Source organism: Kitasatospora sp. NPDC001683 (genome assembly GCF_053596495.1).
Genome location: NZ_JBSFGK010000026.1, coordinates 1 through 20,907, shown reverse-complemented (window position 1 = coordinate 20,907; position 20,907 = coordinate 1). Strand labels below are relative to the sequence as shown.

Here is a 20,907-nt window from a genome sequence, read left to right as displayed (position 1 = left end):
ACCGGAAAAGTTCCGTGCATGTCCGGGGTTCTTCCCCGGCTCCCCGCACGGCGGTGCGGCGGGTGGTGTCATGATGTCCGGCCATGTCTGACTCCGGAACCCGCCGCCGAGCCTGTGCCGGTGCGCGCCGCCGCGCTCGACCTCCGCGTTCTGCGGGCTCTGCCCTTCGCCAGGACTTCACCGTCGACCTCGGCGCGCTGCCCGACGGCACCGACAAGGTCGTCTTCAAGGCCCTGCAGACGTACAGCGACGGCAACATCGTGCGCTGGATCGAGGAGGCCCAGGACGGTCAGAAAGAGCCGGAGCACCCGGCCCCGGTGCTGCACCTGACCGCGGCCACCGGCGGCGACGCCACGCCGGCCGCGAGCGCAGCCGCGAGCGCCCCGGCGGCGAACACCGCCGCGGCCCCGGCGGTGAGCACGGCGGCGGCGAAGGCGAGCAGCAGCGACTCCACCGCCCGCACGCTCGGCATCGCGGGCATCGCCGTCGGCGTCCTCGGCGCCGTGACGGGCGTCGTGCTCGGCCGCCGCAGCCGCAAGGCCGGCGGCTCCACCGCCTCGGCGTGACCGTCCGGGGCCGGTGCGGGGCTCCTCCCGCACCGGCCCCCACCGAGCCTCCCACCGGGCGGGGTCGATCTCAGAAGGCCGTGCCATACACGGCCGCGCGGAGCCCGGGATAGCGCTTCGCACGGCGCGCGGCGGTGTTCACCGCCTTGCTGCCGACGCTGTCCGTCGGCGGTCACGTCCTGCTGACCGGTATCCCGTTGCCGGGAACCGTCATGGCCATCGCCGCCGTGGCCGTCCTCGGCGCCGCCGCGAAGCATCGACCGCTGGATCGAACTGCCCCAGGGCGGCACCGAGCCCGAGCACCCGGCGCCCACCCCTCAAGCTCGCCGCCGCGCCGGGAGCGACCCCGGTCGGCACGCCGTCCGCAGCGCCCACGGCGTCCGCAACCCCGTCGACGTCGCAGCCGCCGCAGTGCCCGGCCCCGTGACGCGGGAGCCGGGCAGCGCGGCTTCTAGTCGACGTGCAGGGTGAGCTCGGCGGTGTGCAGTTGTCCGGCGGTCTGGAACTGCAGGAAGACTCGCCAGTTGCCCGGCTCGGCGAGCAGGGCCTGGAAGGTCAGCGTGGGCCCGCCGTGGTCGCCGTTGACGGTGTTCGCCGGGTGGAGGTGGGCCAGTGCCTGGTCGCCTTCGTGGAAGGCGGTGAGGTGGGCGTAGCTGTCGAGGTAGGGCTGGAGGTCGGTGACCGGGCGGCCGTCCTGGCTGACGGTGGCGGTCAACTGGTGTGCGCCGGCCATCGGTTGGGCGTACAGGGTGACGGTGTAGCCATCGACGGTGGTGCTGTCGGTCGGGGCGGGCAGGGGTTTCGGGACGACCTCGCCCGGCACCGTCACGGTGCGGCTGAGGACGAGCTCTGTGGCGTGGGGGCCGGTGTTCGGGATGAAGTCGGCGTACAGCCGCCAGGTGCCCGGAGCGAGGGCGGCGAGATCGGCGGTCCAGGTGCCGTCGTCGGCCATGTCCGGGTGCAGGTGCTGGAAGCCGGTGAGATCGGTGCGGATCGCGTAGAAGTGCAGCTTCCTGGTCTGGTGGACGGCGAAGTCGGTGACCGGGGCGCCGTCAGGGCCGGTGACGGTGAACCGGAAGGCCGTCGGCCGCCCGGCGGGCACGCCGCAGGTCGCGATGTTCAGCCGGTAACCGTCCTGCTCGGCCGCGAGGCCGCGGGCGAGGCCCTGGGCGGCGCCCGCCGTGTGCGCCATCCCGGGCATCTCCGGCATGCTCGCTGCCGTGGCCTGCGGGGAACCGGAGGGAGCCGAGGGGACGGACACCGCCATCCCGAGAACGAGCAGTGGGGGCACGCAGGACGCGAGCAGCCAACCTCGGGAGAACGGACGAGGAGAGGTGGTCATCGGCAGGTCTTTCCCGTAGCGGGCGCGCCGGAGAGGGCGCCGTCCGGGGCCGAGGGGATTCGGCCTCCTTACAACAGGAGACCGGTGACGGTCAGCGCGATAACCGAAAGTCGCGACGGAAGCGCAGAGCCCTCCGCGGCACCGACGGCGGTCGGGCCACGGAGGGCTCAGCCTGTGGCCGGGGTGTCGGCCCGGCCTCGGCGGAGCGGAGGCGGTCCGCCGGGGAGGATCACCCGGACAGGTGGAAGGCGAAGGGGCGGCGTGGTGCTTGGGGTGGTGCAGTTCCAAGATCTCGGCCGACATCGCCCGCTCGAGCGCGGAGTAGTCGTACGGCAGGTCGGGAAGCGAGTACGTGCCCATGGCGGGACACAGTTCCGCTCGACGGACGTGGTGGTCGTGCCGGGTCTTCGGTGAGTTGGCGTTTCCTGGGGCGGTGCTCGGGCGTTGATTCGATGGAGTGTCCAACTGCCGTGATCAGGAGAAGAGATGACAGAGCCGACCGTGAACCGCCCCGGCGCGCCGACTGCCGCTTCGGAACGTCCCCGGCTCGCGCGCCGTGCCCTGCTGGGCTCGGTTGGCGCCGCCGCGGCGGCTGGTGCGATCGGCGCCGGAGGGAGGGCTTCGGCCGTCCCCTCGGGCGCCCTGGTGCCTGCGTTCGCGCCGAGTACCGGGGCGGTGGCCGATGAGGCGGTCAGTCGCGCCCTGGCGCGAGAGATGCTCATGGTCGGTGAGGACGAGCAGAGTGATCTGACGCTGGAGTATCTGCGGATTCTGATCGACGGCCGGCTGCCTGCACGTACGGGCCGCAAGCGGGTGCTGGTGGTGGGCGCGGGAATCGCGGGCCTGACGGTTGCGACGCTGCTCAAGCAGGCCGGCCACGAGGTGGTCGTGATCGAGGCCAATGCCAGCCGGGTGGGGGGACGGATCAAGACCTTCCGCCGGATCTTCTCGGACCCGCTGCTGCACGCCGAAGCCGGTGCGATGCGTCTGCCCGACTTCCACCCGCTCGTCCTGGGCCTCGCGGACAAGCTCGGCCTGAAGCGGCGGTTGTTCTACAACGTCGACGTCCAGCCGGGCAGCGGTCCGTCCGGTGCCGTGCCACCGGTGACGTACCGTTCGTTCACCGGGGAGAGCTGGAGCAACGGCCCGCAGGGGACGTTCACCGCTCCTGCGGCCGCTTTCCGTTCCCTGATCTCGGTCAACGGCACCACGACCTCCCGTGCGGCGTACTCGAAGTCTCCCGCCGCGGTCAACCGTTCCTTCGGCGCGCGGTTCGACTCCACCACTGCCGCCGCCCTGAACAAGGCGTTCGAGAAGGTCACCGTCCCGGACGGCGACATCCGCTCGCGGCTGGACGCCTGGACCGGCGTCTTCCGCACCTACGGCTACCACTCCACCCGCCGGTACCTGCGCGAGGAAGCCGGCTGGGACACGGCGTCCGTGCAGGCCGTCGGCACCCTGGAGAACCTCACCTCGCGCCTGCACTACTCCCTGATCCCGACCCTGATCGATCACGCGGTCATCAGCCCCGCCAACCGCTACTGGGAACTCGAGGACGGCACCGCCGCGCTCACCGACGCCCTGGCCGCACCGCTCACGGACGAACTGCGCCTGGGGCGCCGGATGACCCGCCTGCGGCAGGAGGCGGGAAAGGTCACCGTCGAAACGGTCGCGGAGAGCGGGGACGAGGAGTCCTGCGACGGCGCCCCCACCCCCGGGACCGAGGTGTTCGAGGGCGACTACGCGATCGTCACCATCCCCTTCAGCGCGCTGCGGTTCTGCCGCATCGAGCCGCTGATGTCCTACCCCAAGCGCCGGGCCGTCGCGGAGCTGCACTACGACAGCGCCACCAAGGTCCTACTGGAGTTCCACCACCGCTTCTGGGAGCAGGGCCCGGACGGCTTCACCGGCGGCGGCTGCGTCAGCGACAGCGCCAGCCGCTTCACCTACCTGCCCTCCCACGCCCCGCAGGGGTCCCCGGGTGGCGTCGTACTCGCCTCCTACACCTGGTCCGACGATGCCGCACGCTGGGACTCCCTCACTCCGGGCGAGCGGTACGCCTTCGCCCTGGACGACCTGGAGCGCCTGTTCGGCCCGCGCGCACGACGGGAGTTCACCGGTGTCGGCGCCACCCAGTCCTGGGCCCGGGCCCGCTACGCGCTCGGCGAAGCCGCCATCGTCACCCCCGGCCAGCTGCACGAGCTCCACCCGGCGACCCGGACCCCGGAAGGACGCGTCCACTTCGCCGGCGAGCACACCAGCCTCAAGCCGGCGTGGATCGAGGGGGCCCTGGAGTCCGCGGTGCGTACCTTCCTCGAGGTCCATCAGCGCTGAACGGGGCACGGACGCCGCGGGACGCCCTCGTGACGTGGTGGTGCGACGCGGTTGCTCACACAACTGGACGCGGTTCGTTGATCCGACGGCGGCCGGATGGTGCGTAACCGAATTGGAATCGCGGCCCGGAGATCACGCGGGTTGCGTCGTGTCAGCTGCCGTGGGGAGGCGCGCCTGCCGAACGGCCGGGTGCGTAGTCGTGTCGACGGTCATGTGACGCATGCCTGTGCGTAGGGCTCCCTGCCACAGTGAGGTGCATGAGGCCGCCTGCGGCGGCGTGTCCTGACGCTGGGAACGGCCGCGGGCCTCGCCGCCGCCACACCCGCTCGCGACCGGGCCGTCGAGGCGGGTGTCGGCCTCGACCGCGCGATGGATGTGCGGGTCCTGCTGCTTTCCGGGTCGCGATTCGACAGGAGAAAATCGATGACGACGATGTCCTGGCATATCCAGGCCGTCTCCCCGATGCCTCTGAGGGATGAGGAGTTTTTCCATCTGGCACGGGCGGTCGACGATTCGATGATGATCACCAGCGATGGTGACGAGATCCCCTTGAAGGCGAGCGACCTCGTTTTCTGCGATCCTGGCCGGTCTCGCACCCCGCGGTTCGCCGATGACGGCCGGGTTGCTGTCCTTCGTCTGCCCCGTCGCCTTCTGGAGCTGTCGGAAGCGGACTGCGATCGCCTCACGGGAATGATCTCGGGAGGCGGTGACGGCTTGGGTGCACTGGTGTCGAGCTGTCTGGCCGAGCTCACCACCGGGGTGCAGGATCACAGTCCGGAGACCATCCACCGGCTCACCCGCACCACCGTGGATCTTCTCGTCGTCCTCGTCATGGAACTTCTCCAGACGGAGCGGGAGGACCTTTCGACGGTAGCCCGTAGCGAACTGATCGCGCAGATCCAGAACTACATCGAGAAACACCTGACGGATCCGGACCTCTCGCCGTATTCGATCGCCCGCGCCAACCACATATCGGTCCGCTACCTCCACAAGATTTTCCAGCACGAGGGCATCACGGTGGGTCAGTGGCTGCGGCAGCGCCGGCTGGAATCCTGCAGGCACGACCTGAGGCGCACACCGAACCGCAGGATCGCCGTCTCGGCAGTGGCGAACCGTTGGGGCTTTGTCAGCGCGTCGCACTTCAGTCGCGTTTTCCGGGAAGAATACGGCATGAGCCCCAGCGAATGGCAGGCCCTGTCGCGATCACGGACGGTCGCGGCGGTTGCAGGGCCACGGACGCCCGGCCGGCCGGGAACGCCGCCTCCGAGGGGCGCGCGGGCTGCCGCAGGACACCGCGCGAACACAGGGGTGTCGACTCCCGGCGCTCTCGGCGTTCCTGGCACGGCCTCAATCGGCTCTGCGCCGTGGGGACAGTCGTGTGCACTCCTGGCGCAGTGCCCCCCGCCCGGCGACATAGCGTGGCAACAACGTACGCCCCCGATGCCTTCCTGAGGGTCCGGCGCCGTCACGCCGGTCCCACCGACATCTCACGTACAGGATGGGAGAACCCGCATGCCTGGTGCCGTCGAGCCGGTCCAACCGGTGCTCGAACCGGCGGCAGCCGCCCTCGCGGAAGCCACCACCCGCCCGCCCTACCTGTTCGAGCTGCCCCCGGCGGAAGGGCGCAAGGCCGTCGAGGAGATGCAGGACTGCGGGGTCGCCAAGGCCGTGATCGAGGAGGAGTGGATCACCGTACCGGGCGGTCCGACCGGCAGCGTTCGCGTGCGGGTCGTGAAGCCCGCCTGTACCGAGGGCGCCCTCCCCGTCATCCTCTACCTGCACGGTGCGGGATGGGTGTTCGACGGTGCCCGGACGCACGACCGTCTGGTCCGTGAACTGGCCGTCGGTGTCGAGGCCGCCGTGGTGTTCCCCGAGTACGCCCTCTCACCCGAGGCCCGCTACCCGGTCGCCATCGAGCAGAACTACGCCGTCGCCCAGTGGGTCGTGCGGCAGGGTGCGGCGAAGGGGATGGACGGCACGCGGATCGCGGTCGCCGGTGACTCGGCCGGCGGGAACATGGCCATCGCGCTGACGCTGATGGCCAACGAGCGCGGTGATGTTCCGCTGGTGTACCAGCTGTTGTTCTCGCCGGTGACCGACGCCGCCTTCGACACCGGCTCCTACCACCAGTTCGCCACCGGGTACCTCCTGCGCCGCGACGGCATGCGGTGGTTCTGGGACCAGTACACGACCGACGAGACCGAGCGCGCCCGGATCACCGCCTCCCCGCTCCGCGCCTCCACCGAGCAACTCACCGGGCTGCCACCGGCTCTGATCATCACCGCCGAGGCCGATGTCCTGCGCGACGAGGGCGAGGCTTACGCGGGCAAACTCCGCGCGGCCGGTGTCCCGGTGGTCTCCGTGCGGTTCACGGGTGCCATCCACGACTTCGTGGTGCTCGACGCCCTGCGCGGGACCTGCGCGGCCGAGGCGGCCATCACACTGGCTGCCGACACCCTGCGCGCCGCCCTCTACGGCGCCTGACCCGGTCGCCGGTACGCGCCCCGCGAGGGCAGGCACCGGTGCTCGCGGCATCGTCGGTACGTGGTCGGGAGGCGCATCGGGGGTGTCGGCGAGCGGGGAGGAGCAGGGCTATTCGCCGCCGAGGTCGGCCAGGTGCAGCTGGCCGCGGGAGGTGATGTCGAGCTTCTGGAAGATGCGGCGCAGGTGCTGGCCCACCGTGCGGTGGGAGATGAACAGTCGGGTTCCGATCTCGCGGTTGGTTATCCCGGTCGCCGCCATTCTGGCGATCTGGAGTTCCTGCGGGGTGAGGGTGTCCCCGGTGGGCGGTGCGGCCCTGCGGACTGCTTCGCCCGCCGCGCGCAGTTCGGACCGCGCGTCCTGGGCGAAGACGGTGGCGCCCAGCGCGTCGAAGCTGTCCACGGCCGCCCGCAGGGGTCGGCGGGCCTCCAGGATGCGGCGCTGGCGGCGCAGCCACCGGCCGTAGGACAGCTGCAACTGTGCCCGGTGGAAAGGCCAGTTGACCAGCAGCCTGTCCTCAAGGGCCTGCACGTAGGAGGCCTCCGTCCGGTCGGGGGCGACGATCAGGGGGCGGGTGCGGGTGGCCATGGCCTTCAGGAGCGGGGCGGTCGTCTTCTCGGCCAGCGCACTGAGCCGGGCGTGATGGTGCGCCGCCTCGTCGGTGCGATCGGTGCGGACCGCGGCCTCGATGAGGTCCGCGGCGCCAAAGACGCCCAGGACCGGGTGGTAGGTGATGTCGGCCGGATCCAGCACCCGCGTCAACTGCTCGTAGGCGTCGTTGTACAGCTTGTTGGCCATGGCGTGACGCCCCTTGGCGAACTGGGCGAATCCGAGCATCGAGTGCGCTCCGGCGGAGAGCAGTTCCGCCTCGGCCCTCCGGATGAGTTCGTCCGCGGTGTCGGACTCCCCGCGTTCGCTCGCCAGGGTGGCCAGTACCAGGTCGGCGGCGCACGCCCACAGGGATCGGCCGGTGTCGCGGGAGAGCCGCCGGGACTCGTCCGCCGCGGTGTGCGCCAGCCGGTGTTTGCCGAGGTGGAGCGCGGCCCACGCCTGGCACACGAGGGCTTCGCCGAGCAGTCCCAGGCGTCCCTGCCGGCGCAGGCCGTCGACGGCGGCACTGTGGTAGGGCCAGGACAGGTCGAGCGCCCAGATCCCGGTGAGCGAGGAGCCCAGGGCGTGCTGTTCGGCCGGGTCGTCCACGGTCCCCGGGGCGATCCGGCTGGTCGTGTCGATGATCCGGGCCGCTTGACCGACGGGGTCGCCCAGGGCGGCGACGGACAGGGCCATCGGGTCGCTGTCGTGCCGCTGCAGCCGCCGTGCCGCCTGGACGAAGAGGTCGCGGGTCTCCTGCGTCGGGTTGTCGTGCCAGCACCTGATGGACAGGGGCCACAGCGCGTTGAGCGCGAGTACGGCGCCCGCGCTGTCGGCACCGGCCAGCTGGTCCGCCACGTCGGCGAACGCCCTCACCCGCTCGGGGCTGAGCCAGCTCTCGTGGTTCAGTACCTCGCTCAACAGGGTGAGGCGCAGCCTCTCCTCGGTCCGGAGTTCCGCGGACTGTGCCTCGGCGAGCTGCTGGCGTGCCGTGGCGGCCTCGCCGAGTTCGAAGTTGATCTCTGCCGTGCGTAGGAGGAGCCGGCCCCTGTGCGTGTGGGGTCGGCTGCGGAGGGCCGCCTGTCGCAGCGCCTCGGCCGCGGCTCGTGGGGCACCTCGGCTCAGTGCTCTGAGGGCGGCTTGTTCGAGGTCGAGCGCCACGTCGTCGTCCGCCCCGGGGGTCGCGGCCGCACGGTGCCAGGCCCTGCGTTCGGGCTGTCCGGCCAGCGTCTTCGCCAGTGCCGCGTGCGTGCTCAGCCGACGGGAGGGGCCGGCCGCGTGGTAGATGGACGAGCGGACCAGGGGGTGGCGGAAGTGCACCTCGGGCCCGCGGATCTCGAGCAGCCCCGCGTCGACGGCGGGCTCCAGGGCGGCGACCGAGAGGTCGCCGCCGACCAGGCCCTTCGCGGTCTCGATGATCTCCGCGAGGTCGGCGCCGTCGTCGGCGGCGGCGACCAGCAGGACGGTCTGGGTGAGCTCGGGCAGGTCCGAGGCGCGTGCGAGGAAGGACCGCTCCAGGCGGCGGGTGGTCGGCACCAGGGGCAGCAGTGCCGACGGGACGCTTCCGTCCCCGCGCAGCACCGTCGGCAGTTCGACCAGCGCCAGCGGATTGCCGGCGGCCTCGGCCAGGATCCGTTGACCGAGGGAAGGGTCGAGCCCGGGCGTGCGCGCCTGCAGGAGCGCCGCCGCCGCGTCGTCATCGAGCCGGTGGAGCTGCATCTCGGTCAGGCCGGCGTCGTCGAGTGCGCTCTCGTGACCCTCGCGGACGGCCGTGAGCAGGGCGACCCGCTCGCCTTCGAGCCGTCGGGCGACGAAGGCGAGCACCTCGCTGCTCGCCCGGTCGATCCACTGCACGTCGTCGATCAGCAGGGCGACGGGGGCTTCGTGGGCCAGGCTGCTGATCAGCTCCAGTGAGGCCAGCCCGACGGAGAACATGCCGAGCGCGGCGCTGTCGTTCATGCCGAAGGCCGCGTACAGGGCCTGCCGCTGGGGCTCCAAGAGTGACGGAGTGTGGTCAGGCAGGACCGGAGCGAGCAGCTGGTGCAGCCCGGCGTAGGGAACGGAGGCTTCGGACTGCACGCCGAGCGCTGACAGGACCCGGCCGCCGTGTGCGAGGGCGGCTTCCCGGGCTGCGCCGAGGACGGCGGTCTTCCCGATGCCGGCCTCACCCCGCAGCAGCAGGGCGTCGCCGGCTCCGTCGAAGCAGCGGGAGAGAAAGCCGGACAGGAACCGCAGTTCGTCATCACGCCCGTACAACGCGTCCCCCGTCCGAAGTCACCACCGCGAGAGCGTCGGCCCGCTCGGTGGGGATGACTTCACCCTCGGGACCTGCGTCCCGACACACCTTCACTCGGCTGAGAACAACCCTCGCCTCACGGCCCGAACGTAACATAGCCCCAGGTCAAGGAAGGAGCCGTTCCCCGGCGGGGCCGCGGAGGGTCATCGTGCCTGGTTGCTGCTGATCTGCCAGTCCCTGGGGGGCATGCCGTAGGCGGCGCGGAAGGCGCGGCTGAAGTGGCTGGAGTTGGCGAAGCCCCAGCGGCGGGCGATGCCTGCTATGCCGAGTTCCGCGGCGACCGGGCGGAGGAGGTCGCGGCTGCAGCGTTCCAGGCGTTGGGCGCGGATCCAGCTGCTGACCGTGGTGTTTTCGAGGTGGAAGAGCTTGTGGAGGAATCGGACCGACATGAAGTTGGCCTCCGCGATCGTGGACGGGCAGAGGTCCGGGTCGCGGAGGTTGCGCAGGATGTGGTCCTTGACCCGTTCCAGGGAGGCTGCGTTCCGCGGGGCCTGTTGGCGGGAGCGGCCGGAGCGGTCGTCGACCAGTAGGGCCAGCAGGTCGAGTGCGGTGCTTGCGGCCCGGCGGCCGACGACCTCGTCCAGGACCTGTGCCTCGCGCGCCATCCGGGAGAGGTAGGCGGCGACCAGGGCGGCGCTGCCCTCGGCTCCGCTGAAGGGGGTGGCGGTCAGGGCTCGGAGGTCCCGCTCGGGGACGTCCAACTCGGCGCGGGGGAAGTGGAAGGAGGTGAAGACGAATTTCTCCTCGATCTTCTTGCGGAAGACCCGGGAGGTGTCGGTGATGGAGAACTCGCCCGGCCGGATGACCGACTCCCTGCCGTCCTGCTCCTTGAGCGCGGTGCCGCGCTCCTGCAGGCTGAGGATCAGCGACGGGGGGCCGTCGTCGGCGATCATGCGCCGGGTGCGCGTCGCCACCTGCGGTCCCGCCTGGACCCGCAATATCCGGATCGGGCCGAGTTGGTGGCCGACGATCGTCCCGGGCGACGGTACCTCCTCCAGGAGGTCCACGGCCATCGGCACGAAGGCGTGGGACACCGCCTCGTGCCAGCGCTCCGCCCGGTCGGAGGCGGACAGTCGCGCGGTGGAGAGAGATGCGGGCACCGGGTTCCTCTCGGGTCGGTCGGCCACCGGTGGCCCGTCCACCGCTGCGCCTTCCGGACCACCGTGCCAGTGGGCCCGGGGCGCGGCATCGCGTGAACCTACTAGATCGGGGTGGCCCTCATTTGTCGGCCGCACCGGCGACGGACCCGGTGACGTGGCGCTGGGCGACGACGAGCAGGACGGCGGCGGGTACGGAGGCCATGACGGCGGTGGCCATGACGGCGTTCCAGTGGTTGGTGTGGGCGCCGAGGTACTGGTAGACGCCCAGGGTGATCGGCCGGACGGTGTCCGTGGTGGTCAGGGTGAGGGCGAAGAGGAAGTCGCTCCAGGCGAGGAGGAAGGTGAAGACGCCGGCTGTGATCAGTGCGTTCCGGCTCAACGGGAGCACCACGCAGCGGAAGACGCGCAGTCGGCCGGCGCCGTCCATCCGCGCGGCCTCGATGACCTCCTCGGGGATGCTCCGCATGAACGAGTGCAGGACGACGATCGCGAAGGGGACGCCGGCGGTGGAGTCGGCGAGGACCAGCCCGAGGTGGGAGTTCAGGAGCCCCAGGTCGTTGTAGGCGCCGTAGAGCGCGTCGGCCACCACGATGCTCGGCACCGCCTGGGTGGTCAGGATGCCGAGGAGTACGACCTTGGTGCCGCGCAGGCGGAACCGGGCCAGCGCGTGGGCCGCCGGTGCGGCGAGAGCCAGGCTGAGCAGCGCGCTGCCGAGAGCCACCACGAGGCTGGTGACGAGGTTGCGCCCCTGGTCGCGCAGCGCGGTGGCGTATCCGCTGAGGTCCGGGTGGAGCGGGAACCATCCTCCGCGCAGGGTGTTGCCGGCCGGCTGGAGGGAGGCGTTCACCATCCAGTAGACGGGGAACAGCATCAGCGCGAGCAGGACGATCCCGACGAGGGTGGACAGCGGGCCGCCGCGGCCGGGTGGGCGTTTCACGGGAGCGCCTCTCAGACGGTCAGACGGTCCGGGCACGTCGGTCGGCGCGCAGGTGGAGGACTGCGAACACCAGCGAGAGGACGATGAGCAGGTTGCTCATCGCGGCGCCGCGCCCGAAGTCGAACTGCCGGAAGGACAGTTCGTAGGACTGGGTGGCGATGGTCTCGGTGGCCCCGGCCGGCCCTCCGCCCGTGACCACCAGGATGACGTCCAGCACCTTGACGGTGTAGACCACGCCCAGCACGAGCACCACGCTGACCACCGGCCGCAGCAGGGGCCAGGTGATGTGGCGGAACGAGGCCAGCGGGCCGGCGCCGTCCAGCTTCGCCGCCTCGTACAGGTTCGGGGGGATGTCCTGCAGACCGCCGTACAGGATCGCTGTGTTGAAGGGGACGCCGACCCAGGTGTTGACCAGGACCACCGACAGCAGGGCCTGGGAGGTGCCGGTGAGCCAGGGAACGCCGGATGACGTGAGGTGGAGGCCGCGCAGCACCGCGTTGACGACTCCGGTGTCGGGGTCGAGCATCCACTTCCAGGTGGTTCCGGAGGCGACCAGCGGCAGCAGCCATGGCAGCAGCAGGAGTGACCGCAGCACGCCGCCGAGCGGGAAACGGCGTCGGAAGAACAGGGCGAAGGCCAGGCCGAGGGCGAACTGCCCCAGGACCGAGCCGGCCGTGAACACGGCCGTGGTCAGCAGGGTCCGGGGGAATGCGGAGGACGAGAGGACCGCCGCGTAGTTCCGCAGGCCCGCGAACGGGGCGTCACCGGTGTAGAAGCTCGTGACGGTGTACTGCTGGAAGCTCATCACGACGTTGTCGGCGATCGGGTAGCCGAAGAACAGCAGCAGGTACGCCGCAGCAGGCGCGACGAACAGCCACCGGGTCCAGCGGTCCCCGCGTCGGACCGGCGACGGGTCAGCGGCCTGTGGCGGTCTGCTGCGCATGGCTGAGGGCTTCCTCCGGCGTCTGTTCGCCCGTCAGCGCGGACTGGATCGCGGTGTAGATCCCCGTCGCCGCCTTGGGCCACTCGACGCCGAGCTCGCTGGTACGGGCGCGCGCCACCGCCACGCTCTGGGCGAAGGCGGCCATCGACGGGTTCGCCTCAACATGCTGGGCGGCCACTGCGGTGCGGGAGGGCACGGTGTGGTGCTCCTGGGCCAGGGTGAGCATGTTCGACGGGGAGTTCAGGCAAGCGAGGACCTGGGCGGCCTTCTGCTGCCGGGCTTTGGAAGGGTTCTGCGGGACGGTCCACACCTCGCCGCCGAGCGGGGTGACCGGGGACTGCCCCAGCCGGGGGACCGGGACGGGAGCCACTCCCCAGTGCAGGTCGGCGTCCTGCTCCAGGGCCGGGATGCGCCATGGGCCGTTGATCATCATGGCCGTCCGTCCGGCGACGAACTGGTCGTGGACGTCGGCCTGGGTCCAGTTCAGCACCGACTTCGACATGGAGCCGCTGTTCACCAGGTCGACCCAGAGCTGGAGCGCCTGCGCGGCCTGGGGGGTGTCCAACTGCCGTTCGTCGCCCCCGTTGGACCACAGGAAGGGCAGGAACTGCCAAGTGCCCTCGAAGGTGGCGTTCGCGTCGACCGCCATGCCGTAGCGCCCGGGGCGGGTCAACGTAGCCGCGGCCGCCTTCAGTTCGTCCCAGGTCCTCGGGACGGCGACGCCGGCCTCGGCGAGCATGTCCTTGTTGTAGATCAGGGCGACGGTGCTGACGTTGGGGGCCAGCCCGTACAGCTTGCCCTGGTAGCTGCCCGCCGACGCGATGCCCGGGGCGAAGCCGTCGGCGTCGATGCCGTAGCCGTCCAGCGGGGCCAGTGCGCCGGTCCGGGCGATCTGCTGCAGGTCGGGGTTGTCGAGCATCAGCAGGTCGGGGAGGGTCCGTGAGGACGCCTGCTGCAGGACCTTGGGGACCAGGGACGCCCCCGGGACGCTCGTCTGCTCGACCCGCACCCCGACCGTCCGCCCGCACGCGGTGAGCAGGTCGCCCCACTGGGCGTGTTCGGCCTGGTCGGTGTAGTAGTCGAGCGCGGTGATGGCGGTGACCTCGCCCCCGGACGGCCCGGAACCGGTGCGGTCACCGCATCCGGTGGCGGCCGGCGCCAGGAGGAGGAGCCCGGTCAGGAGGGCGGCGATCCGCCGAGCCGACGATCTGGCCGGTGAGGTCATGCTGGTGCCTTTGCCGGGTGCCTGGGGTCGGGGTCCAATCGGACCCTTCCGTTCGAACGCATATTAAACACCCCCGGGAGTACCCGTGGCGTGCCCGGTGGCCTCCCGGATCATCGCCACCACGGCTTCGGGCCGCGAGAGCGGGACGGCGTGCGAGGCGTCCAGCACGTACTCGGTGGCCGCGATGCGTTGGGCCATGAAGCGCTGGGCGGCGGGGTTGAGCATCCGGTCTGCGGTCGCGATGGCGTACCAGGACGGCTTGTCCGCCCAGGCCGGCGAGCCCGATCTTTCGGTCAGCGCGTCGCAGGCTATCGGGCGTTGTGCTGAGGCAAGCGCCTGCCCGGCCGCGGGTGACAGGTCGTCGGCGTACAGCTGCCGGAACCGTTCCGCGTGGATGTACACCTCGCTGTCGGGGCGGGAGGGGAAGGCTGTGGTGACAGTGGCGTCGGCCATCGGGGAGGGGGCGAAGCGGTTGGTGATGTCCAGCACGCACTCGCCGGCGTCCAGGGCGAACGCGGCGACGTAGCACAGGGCGACCACCTGGTCGGCGTCATCGGTCGGCTGGGTGATCACCGCGCCGCCGTAGCCGTGGCCGACCAGGACGACGGGGGTGTCGAGCTCGCGCAGCAGGCTACGGACGCGCGCGGCGTCATGCGCCGGGCCGCGCAGCGGGTTCGCGGGGGCGTGCACCGTCAAACCGGCGGCGCGCAGCGGGCCGATGACCTCGGACCAGGACGAGGCGTCGGTGAATGCCCCGTGCACCAGCACGACGGTCGGCGGAACGGGGGTGGATCTGTGCATGCCGGTGACCTTCGACTGGGCGGGGAAGTGGGGACGGGGCGATGTCCCACAGGGGGCGATGTCCCAGCCAAGCCGGTCCGGCCGTGGCGGGCATCGCGTGGACGTACCAACGAGCCCGCTCAGGCCTCGGGCAGGGAGGCGACCAGGTTGGCGAGCTGGACCCGGGAGCCGATCGACAGCTTGCGGAACACGGACGTCAGATGGGTGTTGACGGTGTGCGGGGACACCACCAGCACGTCGGCGGCCGACCGGTTGGTGTGGCCCTGGGCGATGAGGCGCGCGACCTTCTCCTCCGAGGCCGTGAGGGCACCCCAGCCCTGGACGGGGCGCTGCACGGTCGCCGTCCGACGGGTGTCGGCCCCGGCGCCCACCAGGACGCGCTGGACCTGTGCCGCCGCGGCGTGGGCGCCCGACTCGGCGAACGTGTCCCGGGCGTGCGCCAGCGCGGCCGCCGCCCGGCGTCGTCGCCCCGCGCCCAGGAGGGCCCGGCCGAGATCGGCGTGGGCAGCGGCCCGGGTCAGCGGGCGGGGGCTCGCCCCGAGCAGGTCCACGGCCTGTTCGAGCACGGCGGGGTCGTTCCGTACGAGCCCACGGGCGTGCGCCGCGACGCCGATGGCGGTCGGCACGGACGGGTTGCGTCCGGCGTGGGCCTCGGCCTGCGCGGCCAGGTCCTCGGCGAGCTGCCGCTCCCCGCCGCGCAGGGACATCCGGACCGCGGCGTCGACCCAGTCGCGCAGCAGGCGCCACCGCATGAAGGGCCCCTGCTGCTGAACCCGGCGGATCCGGTCGACGGCGAGTGCGACGTCCCCGTCGGCCTCGGCGTGGACGGCCTCCAGGAAGTGCACCGCGGCCGTGTTACCGGGGTTCGGTTTGACGGCCAGCTGCTCCCGGGCGGCTAGCAGGTGCTCCCGGGCCGCCTCGCGGTCGCCGCGCAGCAGGGCGATCCGGGAGCGGATCACCCGACCGTTCACCTGCTGGACGGGCACCCGCACCTCGTCCTCCAGGCGTTCCATGGTCACGAAGTCGGCCTCTGCGTCGTCGAGTCGGCCGAGCCCCAGGTCGTGCTGGCCCTGGGCCCACAGCAGCATGGCCTGACGCACCGTGCCGCCCCGGTCCGCCGCCCGGAGGAGCAGGCGCTCACCGGAAGCGAAGTCGTCCACATGCACGTGCGCGACGACCTCCTCGGGGAGGAAGGCGGAGTCGATGGCGCTCAGCGCGGCGAAGCGCTCCAGCGCGACCGCGTTCTCCCCCGCGTTCAGCGCGATCTCGCCCAGCCCCGACAGGGCCAGCACATGGGCCTCCCGGTCGCCGATCGCGGTGGCGGTCCGCAGCGCGGTCTCGCCGGCCTCCCTCGCCGTGGCCAGGTCACGGCCCCGGGACAGGGCCAGGGCGCGCAGGGCGGCCAGCCGGGCGCAGATCTCCGGGGCGGAGCCGCCCGCGGCGAGCGCGGTCTCGGCCCGGCGGCGCAGTTCCTCGGCGAGGTCCATGGTCCACAGCGCCCCGCCCAGGGCGGACTGAAGCCGGCCGAAGGTGTCCAGTGGAGGCCGGTCGGCCAAGAGCCGGTCGCCGGTCTCCAGCGCCTCGCGGTTGCGGCCGGCCCGGGCCAGGCAGAGGATCGTCTGCTCGCCCACATCGAACTTCAACTTTCCTGCTGCTGGCGACAGTTCGAGGGCGCGCAACATCATGTCGGCCGCCGGGCCGGGGGTGACGGCCAGCACGTCGTCGGCCGCTCGCCGCAGCAGTGCCACGGCCTCCTCGTCCCCGGGCACGGCGCCCCGGAGGATGTGCGGCACGGCGTCAGCCGGCTGCCGGCCCGCGGTGACCAGGCGGCGGGCGGCCTCGCGGTGCAGGGCCTTGCGGGCCGACGGCGGGATGTCGGCGTACACCGCCTGGCGCAGCAGATCGTGCCGGAAGACCAACTGGTCGCCGTCGTCGTCCAGGAGCCCGGCGCGCACCGCCTCCTCGAGCGCCGGGAGCAGGGCGGCGGCCGGGCGGTCGCAGAGCGCGGCGGCGTCGTCGAAGCCGAACCGGCGGCCCAGCACCGCGCCCATCTGGAGAAAGCGCAGCGTGTCGGGCTGCAGGGACCGGAGCCTGCCGCGCACGCCGACCACGAGCCGGGAGGGCATGACGTCCTGCGAGGCGTCGGCGGCCCGCAGTCCGGCCAGCATCTCGACCGCCAGGAACGGGTTCCCGCCGGCGCCGTCGAGCAGGTCCCGCACCCACGTCTCGACCGCCGGTCCGAGCGTGTCGTCGGCGAGTTGACCGATGGCCGCGCCGGACAGCGGGCCCAGGGGCACCGTGACCGTGGGAAGGCCGCCGGCGGCGGCCGCCACGATCTCCTCGGCCGGGCCGGCCGGCTCCCGGCGTGCAGTCAGCATCCACAGGACCGGCGAGGTCCGCAGGCGGGTCGGCAACTGCTGCAGGGCGAAGCGGCTCAGCGCGTCGGCCCATTGCACGTCGTCCAGACCGATCAGCACCGGCGCGTCTGTGGCCCGGGCCTCGATCACCTCCGCCAGGCGCTCCACGAGCCAGATCCGCTGGTCGTGGCCGCGGGCGAGATCGGCGAGGTCGTCTCCGGACAGCAGCGGCCGGTCGCCGTGCAGGATGCTGGCCGCCAGCGACGAGAACGGCACGATGTGGTGCAGTTCATCGGCCTTGCCGAGGCCCACGGAGAACCCCGCCGCGGCGGCCCGGGAGGCGGCCTCGGCGAGAAGGGTGGTCTTGCCGATGCCCGGTTCCCCCTGGATCAGGGCCAGTCCGCCACTCCCGGTGCCGGCCACCGAGGTGATCAGCGCCTGGAGCCGTGCGAGTTCGGCCTCCCGGCCGCGCAGACCGCGATGGGACAGCGGACCGCCTGACCCTGCCATTCGAGCTTCTTCCCGTCCACCCACGCCGACCGCAGTCGGGTTCCGGCCGCGCCGTTGTCCCAGGCTTCCAGAGGGTACGCGGTGGTGGTCGGCCGCTGCACCGCAGGTGGTGGCAGCGGGACCCTCAGCCGGTGTGGCCGGGCAGCACGGCGTCCCAGTCGATCGCGTCGGCTTCGGTACCCGGGGGGACGAGGGCGAAGGTCTCCCGGCGGAGCCAGCGACGCACCTGACGGGACGGGAGGTCGATCAGGACGACCTCGTCGCGGTTGCGGAGCATGACGCGCAGGGCCGCCCGGCCGTGGCAGGTGCAGGGGGGCCAGATCCTGACGTCGCCGTGGCCGGCCGGCCGCTGCAGTCCCTCCCAGAGGAGGTCGCGGGAGAACTGCCAGACGCCCGCCTCGGCGGCCGGGCCGAGGAACTCGAGCGCGACGGCGATCGGGTCGTCGCTGCGGTAGCCCAGGCGCACGGGGACGTCGAAGGACTCGTGCTCGCCCAGGACGAGTCGGGCGTCGAGGAGGATCTCGGTGCAGGCGGCCTCCGGGCGGGGCTGGGAGGCGCTGGGCCGCGACTGGTGGGCAGGCAATGGATTCTCCTGGGTCGGTATCGGGGTCGTTGTCGGGGCGGGTGCCGGGCGCCGGTGCGCGGGAGGTGGGTGGGTGGGGCCGCGCGGGGTGGCGCAGTGGTCCCGCCTCGCCCCCGGGAACCGCCGTGGACACGGAGGCGGCGGATCCGCCGTCCAGGCTAGGAAAGGGGGGCGGCGGGGATGTTCTGGTGGTGCACGGCGACGTGACGGCCCGTGCACCTTCCCGGCCGCCGGGCCGGGCGGGAAGCGGGTTCGTCGCGGGCGTGCCCGGTGTCGGGGAGCGGCGCGGTCAGGCGGTCCCACCGACCGTCGTCGCTCCGGTGCCAGTGGCCGAACTTAGCTGCCCTGCAAGCTCTTTGGTCTTCCGCTCCAGGTGCCGTCAAGGCCTTCTCCGAGGAGTGGGTGCCACTCGGCATGGGCGTCGTCCGGGTCGGGTGGAGCCGCTGGAACCTCGGTTTGTTGAATGTTTGTCCAGCCGTTCCACTCCTTGTATGAATGGCGCCAGAAGAACTTCCCCTCCTGAGCGCCCCGTTGCCGGCGCCGCCGCCCCGCCGTGCGGCGAGCCGCCCTCGCCAGCATCCGCACAGCACCACTTCCAACCGGTCGGAGTTTCCCGTGAACCAGTCGGGTCCCTCGCCCATGCTCGAAACCCCCGCGCCCGAAGCCGAAACCCACCTGCTCGACCAGGTCGCCCGCGGCGGCGGCAACGGCTGCATCGACATCCTCTCGCCGCCGCCCGGAACCGATCCCGAGGACTGCCTCTACGTCGCCCTGCACGTCCACGGTGCGGCCTCCGTTCGACGCGGCGCGGCCAGCACCGTGCTGGCCCCGGGGGACCTGCTGATCAGTGCCACCCCCCACCCGGCGGGCCTGTTGCAGGACTCCGAGTGCCGGATGGTCCGCTTCCGCATCCCCTGCTTCTACCTGGGCGTCCGGCAGGGCGATGTCCGGCGCGCGGGCGGGCTGGTGGCGCGGGGGAACGAGGGGATCGGCTCGCTCGCCTTCCAGTTCCTCCGCATCCTGGCCACCCAGGCGCGGGCCCACCGGGCCCGGCCAGGCCACCACCTCGCGCTCAGTGCCTCCGACATCGTCGCCATCCTGGTGACCGAGCTGCTCGCCCGGGAGGACCCGGAACACCCCAACGGCGCGACCGAGTTGCTGTCCCGGATCCGCGCCCACATCGAGCAGAACCTCGCCGACCCGAACCTCTCGCCCAGATCGATCGCCCGCTCGCACCACATCTCGGTGCGCTACCTCCACAAGCTCTTCCAGCAGGACGGGATGACCGTGGGACAGTGGGTGCGACGGCGTCGGCTGGAGGCCTGCCGTCGGGAGCTGGGGCGCCCGTCCCGTCGGCAGGCCAGTGTGTCCGCCGTCGCGCACCGCTGGGGCTTCGTCAGCCACTCCCACTTCAGCCGGGCGTTCCGCGACGCCTTCGGCGTCTCGCCCCGCGAGTGGCAGGCCTACGCCACCCGGACCGAGGGGATCCACTCCGCCTCCTGATCCCTCCACCCGGTGCCATCCGAACGGCCGCCGTACCCCCGAAGCCCGGCCGAAGTGTCTCCGGGGGCGGGTGAGGACACGCTCTGCGGGTGCCGCCGCTCGGCGCGTGTTGCCCGGCGGGCACCGCCCGGGCCGCGTTGTCACAGATAGTCGGCACCGTGCACATGGCGCTGCACCGCCGGTCCTGGTGAGGACGGGCGGTGCAGCGCCGGGCATGGTCCGGGGGGTCAGCGGCCGGCGTGGATCTCCGCGACGTAGCCGCCCGGGAACCGGACCATCGCGCTCTCCCGTCCGTCCGCGCGGACCGGCCCCGACAGCACGGTCGCGCCGGCCGCCCTGGCCCGGCCCAGGGTCGCGCCGAGGTCCGGTACGCCGTAGCCGGTGGTCTCCAGGCCGAACGGGTGGGGCAGGTGGCCGTCCGTCACCGCGACGGTGGTGGCGCCGAAGCCGGAGGTGAGCCGGATCAGCCGGTACGTCGTCCCGGGCAGGCCGATGGCGGCGCCGTCGGCCCGCCGGTCGTCGGAGACGACGCGGCCCCGGGTGAAGGCGAGGTAGCTGTCCAAGAAGGCGCGGACGGAGTCCGGCGGCAGGTAGATCCGGTTCTCCGGCACGCTCGCCGGGGCGGGGTAGGACGGCGCGGTCGTGTGGACGTACAGCTGGGCGTTGACCCCGCCGGGGAACTGGACGACGGCGTCCCGGCCGATCGGGTCGGCGAACGGCGCCACGGTGACGGCCGCGCCGTCGGCCCGGGCGGTTCGGACCGCCTGGTCGAGGTCGGTCACCAGCCAGCCGGTGCGCTCGGTGCCGAACGGGTACGGCACGGGCGTGGTGTAGTCGAACACCGACAGCGTGCCGACCGGCGAGACGATCAGTTCGGACAGCGTCCGGCTGGGTGTCGGGGTCACCTGGGTGGAGACCGGGCCGATCGTGGTGCCGCCGAAGGTGGACGTCCAACTGGTCACGAAGGCCTGCTCGGTGCCCGGCGAAACGTACACGTGGGTGGTGTCGTACTGCGGGCCGACGGCGAAGTCCAGGTGCGTGCCCGGCGGCTTCGCCGGGCTGCTCTGGGTGGCCGAGGCGGTGGGGACCGCCGCCAGTGCGGCGACCGCCGTCACCAACGGGACCACGCGTCGGGCGAATCGAAGCTTCACGGGACCTCCTGGTCGTGGTGCGCGCCCGGCGCCCGTGGGGAACGGGCGCCGGGCGCGGGTCAGTGGTGGGGGCCCCCCCGGCCGGGGGGGGGGGGGGGCCGGGGGCGGGGGGGCGGGGGGGGGGGGGGGGGGCCCGCGGGGGGGGGGGGGGGCGGCCCGGGGGCGGGTGGTGGGTGGGGGGGCTGGC

At 72.3% G+C, this 20,907-nt stretch carries 15 protein-coding genes and 1 pseudogene; 5 read left to right on the top strand and 11 right to left on the bottom strand.

Features of this window, described 5'->3' with window-relative positions; translation table 11 throughout:
* The first annotated feature begins 83 nt into the window (after positions 1–83).
* Positions 84–566, top strand: a complete 483-nt coding sequence (locus ACWCYO_RS16390; RefSeq protein ID WP_449784579.1) for a DUF1775 domain-containing protein — start codon at positions 84–86, stop codon at positions 564–566.
* Between the two features lie 451 nt (positions 567–1,017).
* Here the strand turns inward: ACWCYO_RS16390 and ACWCYO_RS16385 are convergent, their stop codons facing one another.
* Positions 1,018–1,776 (bottom strand): hypothetical protein, encoded by a 759-nt coding sequence (locus ACWCYO_RS16385; protein WP_270142775.1) that lies wholly within the window; start codon positions 1,774–1,776, stop codon positions 1,018–1,020.
* 399 nt (positions 1,777–2,175) lie between these two features.
* Positions 2,176–2,268, bottom strand: a pseudogene (locus ACWCYO_RS16380) (superoxide dismutase); the annotation flags it as partial.
* A gap of 126 nt (positions 2,269–2,394) precedes the next feature.
* Between ACWCYO_RS16380 and ACWCYO_RS16375 the strand changes: the two are divergent.
* The 3 genes from ACWCYO_RS16375 (at position 2,395) to ACWCYO_RS16365 (ending at position 6,726) form a co-directional block, all read left to right on the top strand.
* Entirely contained in the window at positions 2,395–4,242 is a 1,848-nt protein-coding gene (locus ACWCYO_RS16375) for an FAD-dependent oxidoreductase (protein ID WP_449784578.1), read from the top strand.
* A gap of 423 nt (positions 4,243–4,665) precedes the next feature.
* Positions 4,666–5,694 (top strand): helix-turn-helix transcriptional regulator, encoded by a 1,029-nt coding sequence (locus tag ACWCYO_RS16370; protein ID WP_449784577.1) that lies wholly within the window; start codon positions 4,666–4,668, stop codon positions 5,692–5,694.
* A gap of 60 nt (positions 5,695–5,754) precedes the next feature.
* On the top strand, positions 5,755–6,726 hold the full coding sequence (locus tag ACWCYO_RS16365) for an alpha/beta hydrolase (RefSeq protein ID WP_449784576.1): 972 nt from the start codon (positions 5,755–5,757) through the stop codon (positions 6,724–6,726).
* Between the two features lie 108 nt (positions 6,727–6,834).
* On the opposite strand, the gene ACWCYO_RS16360 is transcribed toward ACWCYO_RS16365, so the two are convergent.
* From ACWCYO_RS16360 to ACWCYO_RS16325, 8 genes are all read right to left on the bottom strand, one after another.
* Positions 6,835–9,570, bottom strand: a complete 2,736-nt coding sequence (locus ACWCYO_RS16360; protein ID WP_449784575.1) for a helix-turn-helix transcriptional regulator — start codon at positions 9,568–9,570, stop codon at positions 6,835–6,837.
* Between the two features lie 183 nt (positions 9,571–9,753).
* Positions 9,754–10,710, bottom strand: coding sequence for an AraC-like ligand-binding domain-containing protein (locus ACWCYO_RS16355; RefSeq protein ID WP_270142769.1), 957 nt, complete (start codon positions 10,708–10,710; stop codon positions 9,754–9,756).
* A gap of 118 nt (positions 10,711–10,828) precedes the next feature.
* On the bottom strand, positions 10,829–11,647 hold the full coding sequence (locus tag ACWCYO_RS16350; RefSeq protein ID WP_270142768.1) for a carbohydrate ABC transporter permease: 819 nt from the start codon (positions 11,645–11,647) through the stop codon (positions 10,829–10,831).
* Between the two features lie 19 nt (positions 11,648–11,666).
* Positions 11,667–12,590, bottom strand: coding sequence for a carbohydrate ABC transporter permease (locus ACWCYO_RS16345; RefSeq protein ID WP_449784574.1), 924 nt, complete (start codon positions 12,588–12,590; stop codon positions 11,667–11,669).
* A complete protein-coding gene (locus ACWCYO_RS16340) occupies positions 12,562–13,815 on the bottom strand; it encodes a sugar ABC transporter substrate-binding protein (RefSeq protein WP_270142766.1) in 1,254 nt (417 codons plus the stop codon). Before ACWCYO_RS16340 ends, ACWCYO_RS16345 begins: the two co-directional genes overlap by 29 nt.
* 63 nt (positions 13,816–13,878) lie before the next feature.
* Positions 13,879–14,616: an alpha/beta fold hydrolase gene (locus ACWCYO_RS16335; RefSeq protein WP_270142764.1), complete on the bottom strand. Its 738-nt coding sequence runs from the start codon at positions 14,614–14,616 to the stop codon at positions 13,879–13,881.
* 119 nt (positions 14,617–14,735) lie between these two features.
* Complete coding sequence (locus tag ACWCYO_RS16330; RefSeq protein ID WP_270142762.1) at positions 14,736–17,483, bottom strand: helix-turn-helix transcriptional regulator; 2,748 nt, start codon at positions 17,481–17,483, stop codon at positions 14,736–14,738.
* A 124-nt stretch (positions 17,484–17,607) separates the two neighbouring features.
* Entirely contained in the window at positions 17,608–18,066 is a 459-nt protein-coding gene (locus tag ACWCYO_RS16325; RefSeq protein WP_449784573.1) for an SsgA family sporulation/cell division regulator, read from the bottom strand.
* 639 nt (positions 18,067–18,705) lie between these two features.
* Between ACWCYO_RS16325 and ACWCYO_RS16320 the strand changes: the two genes are divergently transcribed.
* Positions 18,706–19,569 (top strand): helix-turn-helix domain-containing protein, encoded by an 864-nt coding sequence (locus ACWCYO_RS16320; protein ID WP_270142758.1) that lies wholly within the window; start codon positions 18,706–18,708, stop codon positions 19,567–19,569.
* A 227-nt stretch (positions 19,570–19,796) separates the two neighbouring features.
* Here ACWCYO_RS16320 and ACWCYO_RS16315 read toward each other — a convergent pair whose 3' ends face one another.
* Entirely contained in the window at positions 19,797–20,720 is a 924-nt protein-coding gene (locus ACWCYO_RS16315; protein WP_270142756.1) for a VOC family protein, read from the bottom strand.
* Positions 20,721–20,907 lie beyond the last annotated feature (187 nt).